Origin of the sequence: Acidovorax sp. HDW3, assembly GCF_011303755.1 — a bacterium.
Classification (GTDB): Bacteria; Pseudomonadota; Gammaproteobacteria; order Burkholderiales; family Burkholderiaceae_C; genus Paenacidovorax.
Window position 1 is genome coordinate 1,690,701 of record NZ_CP049885.1, and the last position, 13,750, is coordinate 1,704,450.

Genomic DNA, 13,750 nt, shown 5'->3' on the forward strand with positions numbered 1-13,750 from the left:
GCCTGCCTCTATTCCTCGTTGTTTGGATTTTTCATGAAGCAAAAGCTCTTGTCCGGCCTCGTAGCCGCCGCTGTGTTGGGCGCCGTTTCTCTGCCCGTCGCTGCACAAAACCTGGCCATCGTCAATGGCAAGCCCGTGCCTTCGACACGCGCTGACGTGCTGCGCCAACAAGTCGAGCGCTCGGGCCGCCCGATTACGCCGGAAGTCGAAAACCAAATCAAAGAAGAAGTCATCGCCCGCGAAATCTTCCTGCAAGAAGCGCAAAAGCGCGGCCTGGAAGCAACCGCCGACTACAAGAGCCAGATGGAACTGGCCCGCCAGACCATCTTGATCCGCGAGCTGTTCACCGACTACCAAAAGAAGAACCCGGTCACCGACGCTGAAATTCAGGCCGAGTACGACAAGTTCGTCGCCGCCAACAGCGGCAAGGAATACAAGGCCAGCCACATCCTGGTGGAAAAGGAAGACGAGGCCAAGGCCATCATCGCTTCGATCAAGAAGGGCGCAAAGTTCGAGGACGTTGCCAAGAAGAAGTCCAAGGACCCGGGCTCCGGCGCACGCGGCGGCGATCTCGACTGGGCCAACCCCAGCAGCTACGTGAGCGAGTTCACCGAAGCCATGCTCAAGCTCAAAAAGGGCGAGATGACGGCAGAGCCGGTCAAGAGCCAGTTCGGCTGGCACATCATCCGCCTCGACGACGAGCGCCAGGCCCAGCTGCCCAAGCTCGAAGACGTCAAGCCGCAGATCGCCCAACAGCTGCAGCAGCAAAAACTGGGGCAGTTCCAGGAAGACCTGCGCACCAAGGCCAAGGTCGAGTAAAAACGCTTAACCTCTACCAAAACGCGGCTTCAGCCGCGTTTTTTATGCCCGCAGCCCGGGCCTATTCGCGCCACAATCGTCCCATGCAAGCCAACACCCAACTCAACGAACGCCGCATGGCCGATGCCTGGGCCGAACTGCACAACCAGATGCACAACGGCAACCCGCTGCAGCCCGACTCCAACCGCCTGGCCTTTGCCGACCCGGAGTTCCTCTTTCGCCGCGAGACACGGGGCATCCGCTTTCAGCTGGAAATGCTCAAGCCCGACCTGGAGCAGGCCGAGCAAGGCATAGAGCACACCGTGGTGGTTTACGGCAGCGCCCGCTTCGTCTCGCACGAGGAGGCCCAGCGCCAACAGGCTCAGGCCCAGGCCAGCGGCGATGCAGCCGCCCTACAGAAGGCCGAACGCGCCCTGCGCAACGCCGAGCGCTACGAGCAGGCGCGCACCTTTGCCCGCCTCGTGGCCGAACACAGCAAGCGCCAGGTGCCGCAAGACCGCATCTACATCTGCACCGGCGGCGGCCCCGGCATCATGGAAGCGGCCAACCGGGGCGCGCACGACGCGGGCGAACCCACCATCGGCCTGAACATCGTGCTGCCGCACGAGCAGCACGGCAACCGCTTCATCACGCCGCACCTGAACTTCAAGTTCCACTACTTTGCGCTGCGCAAAATGCATTTCATGATGCGGGCCAAGGCGCTGGTGGCGTTCCCAGGCGGCTTTGGCACGCTCGACGAACTGTTCGAGGTATTGACCCTGGTGCAGACGCGCAAGACCAAGCCCGTGCCCATCGTGCTCTTTGGCAGCGATTTCTGGCGCCGCCTGCTCAACTTCGAGCTGCTGGTAGAAGAAGGCACGATCTCCGCCGACGACCTGCAGCTGTTTCACATCACCGACTCGCCCCAGGAAGCCTGGGACATCATCCGGCGCTTCTACACCATCGCCGACTGATCACCCGCCCCCGCCACCGGGGCGTCATCCTCGCGCGCGGCCTCGACCAGGGCCGCCGGCAAGGTCTTGGCGGGCTTGATGCCCAGCTCCTTGAGCATCTCCGCCCGGCGAATGACGTTGCCCCGGTTCTTGCTGAACTTGTTGAACGCCTTGTGGTACGCATCGTGCGCCAGGCCGAGGTTGCGGCCCACTTTTTCCAGCTCCTCGACAAAACCTGTGAGGTGGTCGTACAGGTCGGCGCCGCGCTGCGCAATCTCCTGCGCATTGCGTGTCTGCGCCTCCTGGCGCCACAGATGGGCCACGGTGCGCAGCACGAACAGCAGCGTCGATGGGCTGACCAGCAGCACGTTCTTGTTCCAGGCTTCGCTATAGAGCTGGTTGTCGCTGCTCACCGCGAGCATGAAGGCCGGCTCCACCGGCACGAACATGAGGACGAAATCGAGCGAACCGCCCAGGCCGTAGAGCTGCTGGTAGTTGCGCTCGGCCAGGCCCTTGATGTGCTGGCGCAGCGAATCGAGGTGGCGCCGCAGCGCACCGGCGCGCTGCGCCTCGTCCTCGGCGTGCGCCCATTCCTCGTAGGCACGCAGCGACACCTTGGCGTCGATCACCAGGTGGCGGTTCTCTGGCAAATGGATGACGACATCGGGCTGCGCGCGTGAGCCGTCCTCGCGCTGGTGGCTCTCTTGCGTGTCGTACTCGTGGCCGTTGCGCAGGCCGCACGATTCAAGCACGCGCTCCAAAATCAGCTCACCCCAATTGCCCTGCGCCTTGGTCGAGCCCTTGAGCGCCTGGGTGAGGTTCTTGGCGTCTTCGCTCAGGCTGTGGTTGAGCTGCAAGAGCTGCTGCACCTGCTGCGCCAGGGCCGAACGCTCCTTGCCCTCCACGTCGTAGAACTGCTCGACCCGGCCCTGGAACTCGCCCAGGCGCAGGCGCAGCGGATCGAGCAGCTGCCCGAGCGACTGCTGGTTCTGCTCGGCAAAGCGGCGGCTTTTTTCTTCCAGGATGTCGTTGGCCAGGCTCTTGAACTGCAGGCCCAGGGCCTCCCGCGCCTCGTTCAAGAGGGCCAGCTTTTCCTGTGCGCTGCGGCGCTCGACCTCCAGCTGCGTGCCCTGCGCCGCCAGCTGGCTGTGCAGCTGCAGCGCCTGCGCCTGCAGCGCCTGGGTCTGGGTCTTGCCTTGCTGCAACTCGGCGAGCAGCGCCTGGCGCTCGCCCTCAAGCGCCCGCACGCGCTCTTGCGCCGTCGCCAGCTGCGCGCCCGCCTGCGCCTGCAGCGCCAGCTGCGTCTCACGCTGCACCTGCGCTCTGGTGGCCGCCAGCAGCGCCTCTTGCTGCGCCAGCAGCGTACGCCGCACCCGCACGGCCGCCAGCCCAGCGCCTGCCGCAGCAGCCAACACCACCGCCAGCAAAGCAGCCACCCAACCCCACAGGTTGACGCCCATAAACACTCTCTTTTTTATAGCTACTCACGCTTGATAGACAAGCGCTAGAGGCATTTTTAATGCAAAAACTTAACGGAAAAAAATCAGCGTCATGAGGGCAAACAGCGGCAACAGCACTGCCCCCGACCAGAGCATGTAGCCAAAAAAGCTCGGCATCTTCACGCCCCTATCCTCGGCAATGGCCTTGACCATCATGTTCGGCGCGTTGCCGATATAAGTATTGGCGCCCATGAAGACCGCGCCAGCGGAAATTGCCGCCAGCGTGGGCGCGAGCTGCGTCATCAGGTACTGGGCGTCGCCGCCGGCGGTGTTGAAGAACACCAGGTAGGTCGGGGCGTTGTCCAAAAAGGAGGACAGCGTGCCGGTCGCCCAAAAATACATCGCCGGATCGGGTTGGCCGTCGGCACGCGTGACCGCACGCACAATGGCCCCAAACGGCCCATCCACCCCGGCCTTGAGCATGGCGATCACGGGAATGATGGTCAGAAAAATGCCGGCAAACAGCTTGGCCACCTCCTGCATCGGCCCCCAGCTGAACTGGTTGGCCGCGTGCACCGGCTTGGGCGTAAGCCACAGCGACAGCGCCGTCACCAGCAGCAGCCCCCCATCGCGCACCAGACCCGGCAAGCCGACAGGGGTGCCCGCCACGATCCACTGCACCGGCGAGTGCCACAACCCACTCATCAGCACCAGGGCGACAACGGCGGCGAGCAGAACGAAGTTGAGCTTGCCATCAAAGCCAAAATCGGCGCTGTCCGGCGTCAGATCAACGCGGCGCAGCTGGTCGGCCTGGCGGAAAAACCAGCTGTCGAGGGCAAAAAACGCCAGCAGCAACACACCTACCAGGAACAGCGTCTCGGGCAGGATGTGGCGCACGGTCCAGAAAAAATCCACCCCCTTCAAAAAACCCAGAAACAAGGGCGGATCGCCCAGCGGCGTGAGCGAGCCACCGGCGTTGGAGACGATGAAAATGAAAAACACCACTACGTGGGCCATGTTGCGGCGCTGGTCGTTGGCGCGGATCAGCGGGCGAATGAGCAGCATAGAAGCCCCGGTCGTGCCCATAAAGCTCGCCAGCAGCGCCCCCAGCGCCAGCAGCCCGGTATTGAGCAGCGCGCTGCCGTGCAGATTGCCCCGGATGTAAATGCCCCCAGCCACCGTGAACAGCGCCGTGAGCAAGATGACGAACGGCAGGTACTCAGCCAGCAGCGCGTGCACCAGGTTCACCCCCGCCAAAGCTGGGCCAAAGACAAATGCAAACGGCAGCAAGAACGCTAGCGCCCAGCCCGCCGCCACCTTGCCAAAATGGTGGTGCCAAAACGCCGGCGCCAAGAGTGGCACCAAGGCAATCGAGAGCAAAAGCCCCGCAAAAGGCAGCCCCCAGAACACCGACAAGGCCGCGCCATCGAACTCCGCCGCCCGTGCGCCCAGCGGCGCCAGCGCTGCCAACAAACCCATCCCTGCGCGCCGATATGCCATAGCCATTGCCTCTCCTCGTTCCCAGCTGCACCGCGCCGCCTTCGTGACCAACGCCCGAGTGTACGGTTTAGAGGCAGCGCTCTTTTTGTGCTGCACTGCAACATAAAACTTGCTTTTTACGTTGAGGCCACTAGAATACACAACCATGCTGCACTGCAACATGATTCATGTTCATCATGTCAGCGCAGATGTCTCTGTAAACCACCCGGGCGTTACGCCTATTCCAAGGAGATTCTTATGTCGCTGACCAACGAACAAATCCTGGCATCGCACAAAGCCAACGTCGAAACCCTGTTCGGCCTGACCAACAAAGCCTTTGAAGGCGTGGAAAAGCTGGTGGAACTCAACGTTGCCGCCTCGCGCGCCGCCCTGAACGACGCTGCCAGCCATGCCCAGGCCGTGCTCAGCGTCAAGGACGTGCAAGAGCTGCTGGCCCTGCAAGCCGGCCTGTTCCAGCCCCTGGCTGAAAAGACCGCCGCCTACAGCCGCCACCTGTACGACATCGCCACCGGCACCGGCGGCGAGTTCACCAAGGCTTTTGAAGCCAAGGCCGCCGAAGCCCAGCAAAGCTTCGCCAGCCTGGTCGATAACGCTGCCAAGAACGCCCCCGCAGGCTCGGAAACTGCCGTTGCCGTCATGAAGAGCGCCGTCTCTGCTGCCACCAACGCTTTCGAGTCGGTGCAAAAAGCCGTCAAGCAAGCCTCGGACGTGGCCGAAGCCAACTTCAACGCCGTGGCCAACACCGCTGCCACCGCCGCTACGGCTGCCCCGCGCAAGCGTTGATACAACGCAACATGTCTGGAGAACTTCCTCTAGGCAAAAAGCCGGGATTACCCTGATAATCGCGCTATCGCTTTGCAGCACAGCCCAACGGCGCTGCAAAGCCCCAGTTGTCTCCTTGGATCCTCTCGAAACCCTGTTTCAAGGATCCCTTCTAGGCCCAGTCTTCGTGCTGGGCTTTTTTTTTGCCCAGACAATGGCGCCCATGAGCCCTTCCCTGCCCTGGCTGGAGCCGCACGCGCCTTTTCCCCCGCCCGATCTGGCCTGGGGCCCCGACAGTCCCGCCCCAGGGCTGCTCGCCGCCGGCGGCACGCTCGACGCGGTGCAGCTGCACAGCGCCTACAGCCAGGGGATTTTTCCCTGGTTCAGCGCCGGCCAGCCCATTCTGTGGTGGTCGCCCGACCCGCGCATGGTGCTGCGGCCCGAAGCCTTTCGCCTGCAGCCCTCGCTGCGGCGCACGCTGCGCCAGTTTGCGCGCCGCAGCAGCTGCGCCATCCGCATCGACCACGACTTTGGACGCGTCATCCGCGCCTGCGCGCACACGCCGCGCCAGGGGCAAGGTGGCACCTGGATCACCCCCGGCATCATTGCCGCGTACGAGCAATTGCACGCTGGCGGCCATGCGCACAGCGTCGAAACCTGGATCAACGGCCAGCTCGTGGGCGGCCTGTACTGCGTCGCCCTGGGGCGGGCGGTATTTGGCGAATCCATGTTCGCGCACGCCAGCAACGCCTCCAAGATTGCCCTGGCAGCCCTGGTCTGCCTGTGCCGGCGCCACGGCGTGGCCTTGATCGACTGCCAGCAAAACACAGCACACCTGGCTTCGCTCGGCGCCTCTGAAATCGCGCGCCAGACGTTTTTGCACACCATCGCCCACGGCCAACAACAGGCGCCACTGGACTGGGCTTTTACGCCCGCCGACTGGGCGCAGCTACTGGGCAAGGAGGGCGCATGACCCAGCTCAACGACCTGCCGGCGCAGCCGCTGCAGTTCTACGCCACCGCCGATTACCCCTGCAGCTACCTGGCGCAGCGCCAGGCGCGCTCGCTCGTGGCCACGCCCAGCCACAGCATCGACGCCGACGTGTACTCCGAACTCGTGGCCCAGGGCTTTCGCCGCAGCGGCCTGTTCACCTACCGCCCCTGCTGCGACAGCTGCCAGGCCTGCCAGCCGCTGCGCGTGCTGGCGCGCGACTTTGCCCCCGACCGCAGCCAGCGCCGCGCCTGGGCACGCCACCAGGGCCTGCAGGTGCAGGTGCTGCCGCTGTGCCTGAGCGCCGAGCATTACCAGCTCTACCTGCGCTACCAGCAAAGCCGGCACGGCGGCGGCGGCATGGACCAGGACAGCGTCGAGCAGTACACCCAGTTCCTGCTGCAAAGCCGGGTGCAAACGCGCCTGGTGGAGTTTCGCGACGCAGCCAGCGCAGAGCTCAAAATGGTCTCGCTCATCGACCTGCTGGCCGACGGCCTGTCGGCGGTCTATACCTTCTACGCACCCGATCCGGGCGAGAGCTTTGGCACCTACAACGTGCTGTGGCAAATCGAGCAGGCGCGCACCCTGGGCCTGCCGCATGTCTATCTGGGCTACTGGATAGAAGAAAGCCGCAAGATGAGCTACAAAGCGCGCTTTTTACCGCACGAAGTGCGCCGCAACGGCCAATGGCAGCGTGTGGAGCGGGCCCCAGCAGACGTTAATTTCATAGGATAAAATTCGATTTTTCGTTCTGCAGCCGTCTCCATGAGAAAAAGCGACACCGACATCCCCGCCCAGCCCAGCGTCCAAGTGCTCGAACGCATGTTCCTGCTGATCGACGTGCTGGCCGCACGGGAGGAGGCAACCTCGCTCAAGGAAATCAGCGAGCGCACCGGGCTGCACCCCTCGACCGCGCACCGCATCCTCAACGACCTGGCGATCGGGCGCTTCGTCGATCGCCCCGAGGCCGGCAGCTACCGCCTGGGAATGCGTTTTCTGGAGCTGGGCAACCTGGTCAAGGCGCGCCTGTCGGTGCGCGACGCGGCCATCGCGCCCATGCGCAATCTGCACAAGCTCATCCAGCAGCCGGTGAACCTGAGCGTGCGCCAGGGCGACGAGATCGTGTACGTCGAGCGCGCCTACAGCGAGCGCTCGGGAATGCAGGTGGTGCGCGCCATCGGCGGCCACGCGCCGCTGCACCTGACATCGACCGGCAAGCTGTTCCTGGCCCTGGAAGACGCCCAGCGCGTGCGCGCCTACGCCACCCGCACCGGCCTGCCCGGGCACACGCACAACAGCATCACCGAGCTGCCCGCACTCGAACGCGAGCTGGCCAAGGCGCGCCAATACGGCCTGGCGCGCGACAACGAGGAGCTGGAGCTGGGCGTGCGCTGCATGGCCGCCGGCGTATACGACGACCAGGGCAAACTCGTTGCCGGCCTGTCGATCTCGGCGCCAGCCGACCGCCTCGACGAAGGCTGGCTGCCCAAACTGCAGGCCACGGCACAAGAAATCTCCACCGCCCTGGGCTACCAGCCGGACAAGCGCTAAATAAACAGGGGCTAAACGTGGCGCGGCGCCGCCGGCGGGCGCGGCGCGAGCACACCTTCGGCTTCGGCGCGCGCGTGCAGGGCCTCGATGACGTGGCAATGCGCCGCGTGCCCGTCACAGCGCGCACGCAGCGCCTGCAGCTCCTGCGCCAATGCCTGCAGCTCGGCCAGGCGCTCGTGCACATGCTGCAGGTGCGCGTCCAGCGTGGTGCAAGCCTGGTGGTCGGCGCTGGCGGGGTCGATGCCGAGCAGGGTGCGCACCTCGGGCAACGACATGTCCATGGCCCGGCACAGGCGGATGAAGCGCAGCCGGTGGATGTCCTCATCACTATAAAAACGATAGCTGTTCGCGCTGCGTCCATGCGGCTGGAGCAGGTTTTCCTTCTCGTAATAGCGGATATTGGCGCTCGATACGCCAGCGCGCGCGGCAGCCGCGCCAATGCGGTAGGCAGACATGGGCTTGACCTTGGAGTGACTTTAAGGTTTCCAATCATGGCATGACGCACCCGCATCCCCACCCAGATTCCCATTCCCATCCCCCCCACCCGCCGCAAGGCCATGCCCCCGGCGCCCCGGCCTGCGCCTGCAGCCATGGCGACGACGACGCGCACGCCGGCCACGACCACGGCGCCCTGCCCGGCTGGCCGCGCATCGGCGCCGCCCTGGCCTTCGCACTGGGCGCCGAGCTGGCGCACTGGATGCAGCAGGAGCACCTGGGCATGGCGCTGGCGCTGCTGGCGATTGCGCTCGCCGGCCTGGGCGTGTACCGCTCGGGGCTGCGCGATCTGGCACGCCTGCGCCTGGGCATCCACGCCCTGATGGCCGTGGCCGTCACGGGCGCTTTTCTCATCGGCCAATGGCCCGAGGCCGCCATGGTGATGGCGCTGTACGTCGCCGCCGAGCGCATCGAGGACGGCGCCATGGAGCGCGCCCGCCACGCCATCCGCAGCCTGCTCGACCTGGCGCCCGAGAGCGCCGACCTGCTGCAACCAGGCGGCAGCGTGCAGCGCGTGCCCGCCACCGAAGTGGCGCCCGGCGCGCACATCCGCGTCGCCCCCGGCGCGCGCGTGCCGCTCGATGGCCGCGTGCTGCAGGGCCACAGCAGCGTCAACCAGGCGCCCATCACCGGCGAGAGCCAGCTCGCCGACAAGGCCCCGGGCGACGCGGTTTATGCCGGCAGCGTCAACCAGGAGGGCGAGCTGGTGCTGCAGGTCACGGCCGCAGCCAGCGGCACGCTGCTGGCACGCATCGTGCACGCCGTGGAGCAGGCCCAGGCGACGCGCGCGCCAACGCAGCGCTTCGTCGATCGCTTTGCCCAGGTGTACACGCCGCTGGTATTTGCCGCCGCCTTGCTGCTGGCGCTGCTGGCGCCGCCGCTGCTGGACTGGAGCTGGCTGCAAGCGGCCTACCAGGCGCTGGCGCTGCTCGTCATAGCCTGCCCCTGCGCGCTCGTCATCTCCACCCCGGTGACCGTCGTCAGCGCACTGACCGCAGCCGCGCGCCGGGGCATTCTCATCAAGGGCGGCAGCGCCCTGGAAGGCGCGCGCAGCCTGCGCGCCATCGCCCTGGACAAAACCGGCACCTTGACCAGCGGCCACCCCACCTTGGTGCACTGGCAGGCGCTGGACGCTGCCGACACCGCCCAGGCCAGCACCATCGCCTGGCAACTGGCGAGCCGCTCCGAGCACCCCGTCTCGCGCGCCATTGCCGCCGGCCTGAGCGCCCCCACCGGGGCCGTGGCCCCCGTGCAGGCGCTGCAGGCCCTGCCCGGGCGCGGCGTGCAGGCCGACATAGGCGGCCAGACCTGGCAGCTCGGAAACCTGCGCCTGGTGCGTGAGCAGGGCCTGCTCACACCCGCCCTGCAAACCCTGCTGGCCACGCACGAAGCCCAGGGGCGCAGCGTCACCGTGCTGCTGCACGCCAAGCAGGTGCTGGCGCTGTTTGCCGTTGCCGACCCGCTGCGCCCGCAGGCGAGCGCCGCCGTTGCCCAGCTGCAGGCGCTGGGCGTACAGCCGCTGGTGCTCAGCGGCGACAACGCCGCCACCGTGCGCGCCGTGGCGCAGGAGGCCGGCATCAGCGACGCACGCGGCGGCCTGCTGCCGCAGGACAAGCTCGACGCCCTGGCGCAGCTGCAGGCGAGCCTGGGCCCCACGGCCATGACGGGCGACGGCATCAACGACGCCCCGGCCCTGGCGCGCGCCGACATCGGCTTTGCCATGGGCGGCCAGCACAGCAGCGCCATGGCCATGGAAACCGCCGCCGTGGTGCTGATGAACGACGACCTGCGCCGCATCCCCGAGACCATCCGCCTCTCGCGCCGCGCCCACCACCTGCTGTGGCAGAACATCACCCTGGCGCTGGGCGTGAAGGCAGCGTTCTTCACCCTGGCGCTGATGGGCCAGGCGAGCATGTGGCTGGCGGTGCTGGCCGACATGGGCGTGAGCCTGCTGGTAGTGGCCAACGGCCTGCGCCTGCGCCGCTGGGGCCGCAAAGAAGCAGCGTAAAAAGGCCTGCAGGGCTTGTGTATAAAGCGCAACCAGCTACCGATTCAGGAGCAAAATAACGCCCTCCCCGAGCCCTGCACCATGACCGAAACCCTCACCCCACCGCGCAGCCTGGCGCACAGCCGCACCGAAGACCTGGTGGCCATCCTCACCGGCGTGGCGCTGGTGTCGGTGGGCGTGGCCTTCATCGGCAGCGCCGGCCTGCTCACCGGCGGCATGACGGGGCTGGCCTTCGTGCTGCACTACGCCACGGGCTGGAGTTTTGGCCTGCTGTTTTTCCTGCTCAACCTGCCGTTTTACTGGCTGGCGCTGCGCCGCATGGGGCTGGCGTTCACGCTCAAGACCTTTGGCGCCGTCGCCCTGCTGTCGCTGCTCACCGGGCTGCAGGCGCAGTTCGTGCAGATCAGCCACCCGCACCCCTTGTACGCCGCCATCACCGGCGGGCTGCTCATGGGCATTGGCTTTCTGGTGCTGTTTCGCCACCGCTGCAGCCTGGGCGGCGTCGGCATCTTGGCGCTGTACCTGCAAGAGCGCTACGGCTGGCGCGCGGGCAAGGTGCAGATGGCGATCGACTGCGCCATCGTCTTGGCCGCCCTGGCCACGGTGGAGCCGCTGCGCGTGCTGTGGTCGGTGCTCGGCGCCGTGGCGCTGAACCTGGTGCTGGCCATGAACCACCGGCCCGGGCGCTACATGGCGGCCTGAGCGCCGGTTGCGGGGGAACTTTCAGCCCCGCCCCACCATCGATCCTGCCATGCGCCGTCTTTTCCTGGCCCTGATCGCCTGCCTGCTGGCCCTGCAAGGGCTCGCCGGCAGCGCCATGGCCGCCAGCGCCCCGGCAGCGCTGGCCGCAGCCGCCGCCACCAGCGCCTGTCACCCCAGCCGCCCCACCCACGCGGCGCCAGAACACGAGGCCACGGCCAGCACCAGCGCTGGCACCCCCTGCGCCCTGTGCAGCCTGTGCCACAGCGCCCCCGCCCTGGGCAGCGCCGGGCAAACCGGCGCCCAGGCCCAGCCCAACGCCCCACCCCAGAGCGACAGCCCCCGCTGGCAAAGCGCCGCGCTGGCGCCCGCGCTCAAGCCCCCCATCGTCTGAAACGCGTGCGCCACGCCCCCGGCCCCTGCCGGGTTCTTGACCTTTTTTCAGACGACCATGAACACTATTAAATTGATAGCTGCTAGCGCTTTATTGGCAAGCGCTACAGCCGTTTTTGCCCACGAATCCGCCCATGCGCACAGCGCCCATTTAGCAGCCACGGACAGCGCCGCGCCCGCGCAGCAAACCCCGTTTGGCATCGCCGGCCAGGCACACAACGTGCAGCGCACCCTGACGCTGGACATGAGCGACGCCATGCGCTTTGCCCCCGCGCACATCCAGGTGCGCCAGGGCCAAACCCTGCGCCTGCGCGTACGCAACCAGGGCCAGGTGCTGCACGAAATCGTGCTGGGCACACCCGCGAGCCTGGCCAAGCACGCCCAGGCCATGCAGGCCCAGCCCGAGATGGCACACGACAGCGCCTACATGGCGCATGTGGCGCCCAACGCGCAGGGCGAGCTGCTGTGGCAGTTCAACCGCGCCGGCACGTTCGAGTACGCCTGCCTGATCCCCGGCCACTTCGAGGCGGGAATGCGTGGCACCATCACCGTCACGCCGTGAAAGGAGCCACCATGCACCCCCACCTGAATCGTCGCCAACTCCTGGCCGCCAGCACCCTGGCCCTGGCCGCCCCCGCACTCTGGGCCGCCACCGAGCCCCGCCGCGCCGCGCGCCTGCCCGCCGTCGAAGTCTGGAAAGACCCCAGCTGCGGCTGCTGCCAGGACTGGATCGAGCACATGCAGGCCGAAGGCTTTGCCGTCACCCTGCACGACAGCGGCAACACCGCCGTGCGCGCCCGCCTGGGCCTGCCCGTGCGCCTGGGCTCGTGCCACACGGCCCTGGTCGGCGGCTACCTGCTCGAAGGCCACGTGCCCGCTTCCGACGTGAAAAAGCTGCTGACACAAAAGCCCACCGCCCTGGGCCTGGCCGTGCCCGGTATGCCCGTGGGCAGCCCCGGCATGGACGGCCCGGCCTACCAAGGGCGCAAAGACCCCTACGACGTGCTGCTGGTGACGAAAAACGCCAGCGGCGGCGACGTCTCCACGCGCGTTTTCACCGCCTACCGCTAAAAAGCCGGGAGTCTGTGCCCATGCCCGCCCTGCCCACGCCCGCCTGGTTCAGCGCTCCCGGCGCCATCACCGACGTTGCCGGCATCGAAGTCGGCCACTACAGCGACAGCCGCCGCCCCACGGGCTGCAGCGTCGTCATCGCACGCGCCGGCGCCGTGGCGGCAGTCGATGTGCGCGGCGCCGCCCCCGGCACGCGCGAGACCGACCTGCTCGCCCCCGGCCACTTGGTGCAGCAGGTGCACGCCATCGTCCTCGCCGGCGGCAGCGCCTGGGGGCTGGACGCGGCCAGCGGCGCCGTGCGCTGGCTCGAAGAGCACGGCGTGGGCCTGGACCTGGGCGTGGCGCGCCTGCCGCTGGTGCCCGCCGCCGTGCTGTTCGACCTGCAGGTGGGCGACGCCCGCATCCGCCCCGACGCCGGCGCCGGCTACGCCGCCTGCTGCGCCGCCAGCCGCCAGCGCCCGGCCGAGGGCAATGTCGGCGCCGGCAGCGGCGCCACGGTGGGCAAGCTCTTTGGCATGGAAAGGGCGATGAAGGGGGGCATCGGCACCGCCGCCGTCAGCGCTGCCGGCGTGACGGTGGGCGCGCTCATCGCCTGCAATGCCGTCGGCGACGTGCTGCACCCGGGCAGCGGCGCGCCCCTGGCCGGGGCCCGGCGCAGCGACGGCACGGGCCTGCGCGGCAGCTGCGCCGCGCTGCTCGCCGGGGAGCTGCCGACGGCGGCACTGGCGGGGCGCAACACCACCATCGGCGTCATCGCCACCGACGCGCTGCTGGACAGGCCCCAAGCGCAGCGCCTGGCCGTGGCCGGCCACGATGGCCTGGCGCGCAGCATCGCCCCGGTGCACACCGCCCTCGATGGCGACACGCTCTTTACCCTGGCCACCGGCGCCAGCGGGCGCCGCGCCGACGCCGTGCTGCTGGCCACCCTGGCCGCCGAGGCCGTGGCCCGCGCCACCGTGCGCGCCGTCTGGCTAGCGCGCAGCCTGCGCACGGCCGAGGGCCTGTACCTGCCGGGCCTGGCGGGCCTGGCGGGGGGTTAGCTATCAAAACAAGAGCTGCTCGCGCTTATCTGGCAAGCGCTAGAGGCCAAA

The 13,750-nt window shown here is 67.4% G+C and carries 15 protein-coding genes; 12 read left to right on the top strand and 3 right to left on the bottom strand.

The genetic code is table 11. The features are described 5' to 3' along the window. The first annotated feature begins 33 nt into the window (after window positions 1-33). Window positions 34-819 carry a peptidylprolyl isomerase gene (locus G7045_RS07650; RefSeq protein WP_166159090.1) on the top strand — a complete coding sequence of 262 codons (786 nt, stop codon included), beginning with the start codon at window positions 34-36 and terminating at the stop codon, window positions 817-819. 83 nt (window positions 820-902) lie between these two features. Further along, window positions 903-1,772: a TIGR00730 family Rossman fold protein gene (locus tag G7045_RS07655; protein WP_166159091.1), complete on the top strand. Its 870-nt coding sequence runs from the start codon at window positions 903-905 to the stop codon at window positions 1,770-1,772. On the opposite strand, the gene rmuC is transcribed toward G7045_RS07655, so the two are convergent. Next, complete coding sequence (rmuC, locus tag G7045_RS07660) at window positions 1,754-3,211, bottom strand: DNA recombination protein RmuC (RefSeq protein WP_166159092.1); 1,458 nt, start codon at window positions 3,209-3,211, stop codon at window positions 1,754-1,756. The genes G7045_RS07655 and rmuC overlap by 19 nt on opposite strands. 69 nt (window positions 3,212-3,280) lie before the next feature. After that, window positions 3,281-4,690, bottom strand: coding sequence for a sodium:proton antiporter (locus G7045_RS07665; RefSeq protein WP_166160390.1), 1,410 nt, complete (start codon window positions 4,688-4,690; stop codon window positions 3,281-3,283). Between the two features lie 237 nt (window positions 4,691-4,927). Here G7045_RS07665 and G7045_RS07670 point away from each other — a divergent pair, with 237 nt between their 5' ends. The 4 genes from G7045_RS07670 (at window position 4,928) to G7045_RS07685 (ending at window position 7,993) form a co-directional block, all read left to right on the top strand. Beyond that, complete coding sequence (locus tag G7045_RS07670; protein ID WP_166159093.1) at window positions 4,928-5,473, top strand: phasin family protein; 546 nt, start codon at window positions 4,928-4,930, stop codon at window positions 5,471-5,473. Between the two features lie 202 nt (window positions 5,474-5,675). Beyond that, window positions 5,676-6,425: a leucyl/phenylalanyl-tRNA--protein transferase gene (gene aat, locus G7045_RS07675; protein ID WP_166159094.1), complete on the top strand. Its 750-nt coding sequence runs from the start codon at window positions 5,676-5,678 to the stop codon at window positions 6,423-6,425. Beyond that, window positions 6,422-7,177 carry an arginyltransferase gene (locus tag G7045_RS07680; protein ID WP_166159095.1) on the top strand — a complete coding sequence of 252 codons (756 nt, stop codon included), beginning with the start codon at window positions 6,422-6,424 and terminating at the stop codon, window positions 7,175-7,177. The genes aat and G7045_RS07680 overlap by 4 nt, the downstream gene beginning before the upstream one ends. A gap of 30 nt (window positions 7,178-7,207) precedes the next feature. Next, window positions 7,208-7,993 carry an IclR family transcriptional regulator gene (locus tag G7045_RS07685; protein WP_166159096.1) on the top strand — a complete coding sequence of 262 codons (786 nt, stop codon included), beginning with the start codon at window positions 7,208-7,210 and terminating at the stop codon, window positions 7,991-7,993. Window positions 7,994-8,004: 11 nt separating this feature from the next. Here the strand turns inward: G7045_RS07685 and G7045_RS07690 are convergent, their stop codons facing one another. After that, a complete protein-coding gene (locus G7045_RS07690) occupies window positions 8,005-8,448 on the bottom strand; it encodes a MerR family transcriptional regulator (RefSeq protein WP_166159097.1) in 444 nt (147 codons plus the stop codon). A gap of 41 nt (window positions 8,449-8,489) precedes the next feature. Here G7045_RS07690 and G7045_RS07695 point away from each other — a divergent pair, with 41 nt between their 5' ends. The 6 genes from G7045_RS07695 to G7045_RS07720 all read left to right on the top strand — a co-directional run bounded on the left by G7045_RS07695 (window position 8,490) and on the right by G7045_RS07720 (window position 13,699). Further along, window positions 8,490-10,496 (top strand): cation-translocating P-type ATPase, encoded by a 2,007-nt coding sequence (locus G7045_RS07695; protein WP_166159098.1) that lies wholly within the window; start codon window positions 8,490-8,492, stop codon window positions 10,494-10,496. Between the two features lie 81 nt (window positions 10,497-10,577). Then, a complete protein-coding gene (locus tag G7045_RS07700) occupies window positions 10,578-11,198 on the top strand; it encodes a YitT family protein (protein ID WP_166159099.1) in 621 nt (206 codons plus the stop codon). A 49-nt stretch (window positions 11,199-11,247) separates the two neighbouring features. Continuing rightward, a complete protein-coding gene (locus G7045_RS14830) occupies window positions 11,248-11,589 on the top strand; it encodes a hypothetical protein (RefSeq protein WP_166159100.1) in 342 nt (113 codons plus the stop codon). 57 nt (window positions 11,590-11,646) lie between these two features. Then, a complete protein-coding gene (locus tag G7045_RS07710) occupies window positions 11,647-12,150 on the top strand; it encodes a plastocyanin/azurin family copper-binding protein (protein WP_166159101.1) in 504 nt (167 codons plus the stop codon). A gap of 11 nt (window positions 12,151-12,161) precedes the next feature. After that, window positions 12,162-12,659: a DUF411 domain-containing protein gene (locus G7045_RS07715; RefSeq protein ID WP_166159102.1), complete on the top strand. Its 498-nt coding sequence runs from the start codon at window positions 12,162-12,164 to the stop codon at window positions 12,657-12,659. A gap of 20 nt (window positions 12,660-12,679) precedes the next feature. After that, window positions 12,680-13,699 carry a P1 family peptidase gene (locus G7045_RS07720; RefSeq protein ID WP_166159103.1) on the top strand — a complete coding sequence of 340 codons (1,020 nt, stop codon included), beginning with the start codon at window positions 12,680-12,682 and terminating at the stop codon, window positions 13,697-13,699. Window positions 13,700-13,750: the final 51 nt, after the last annotated feature.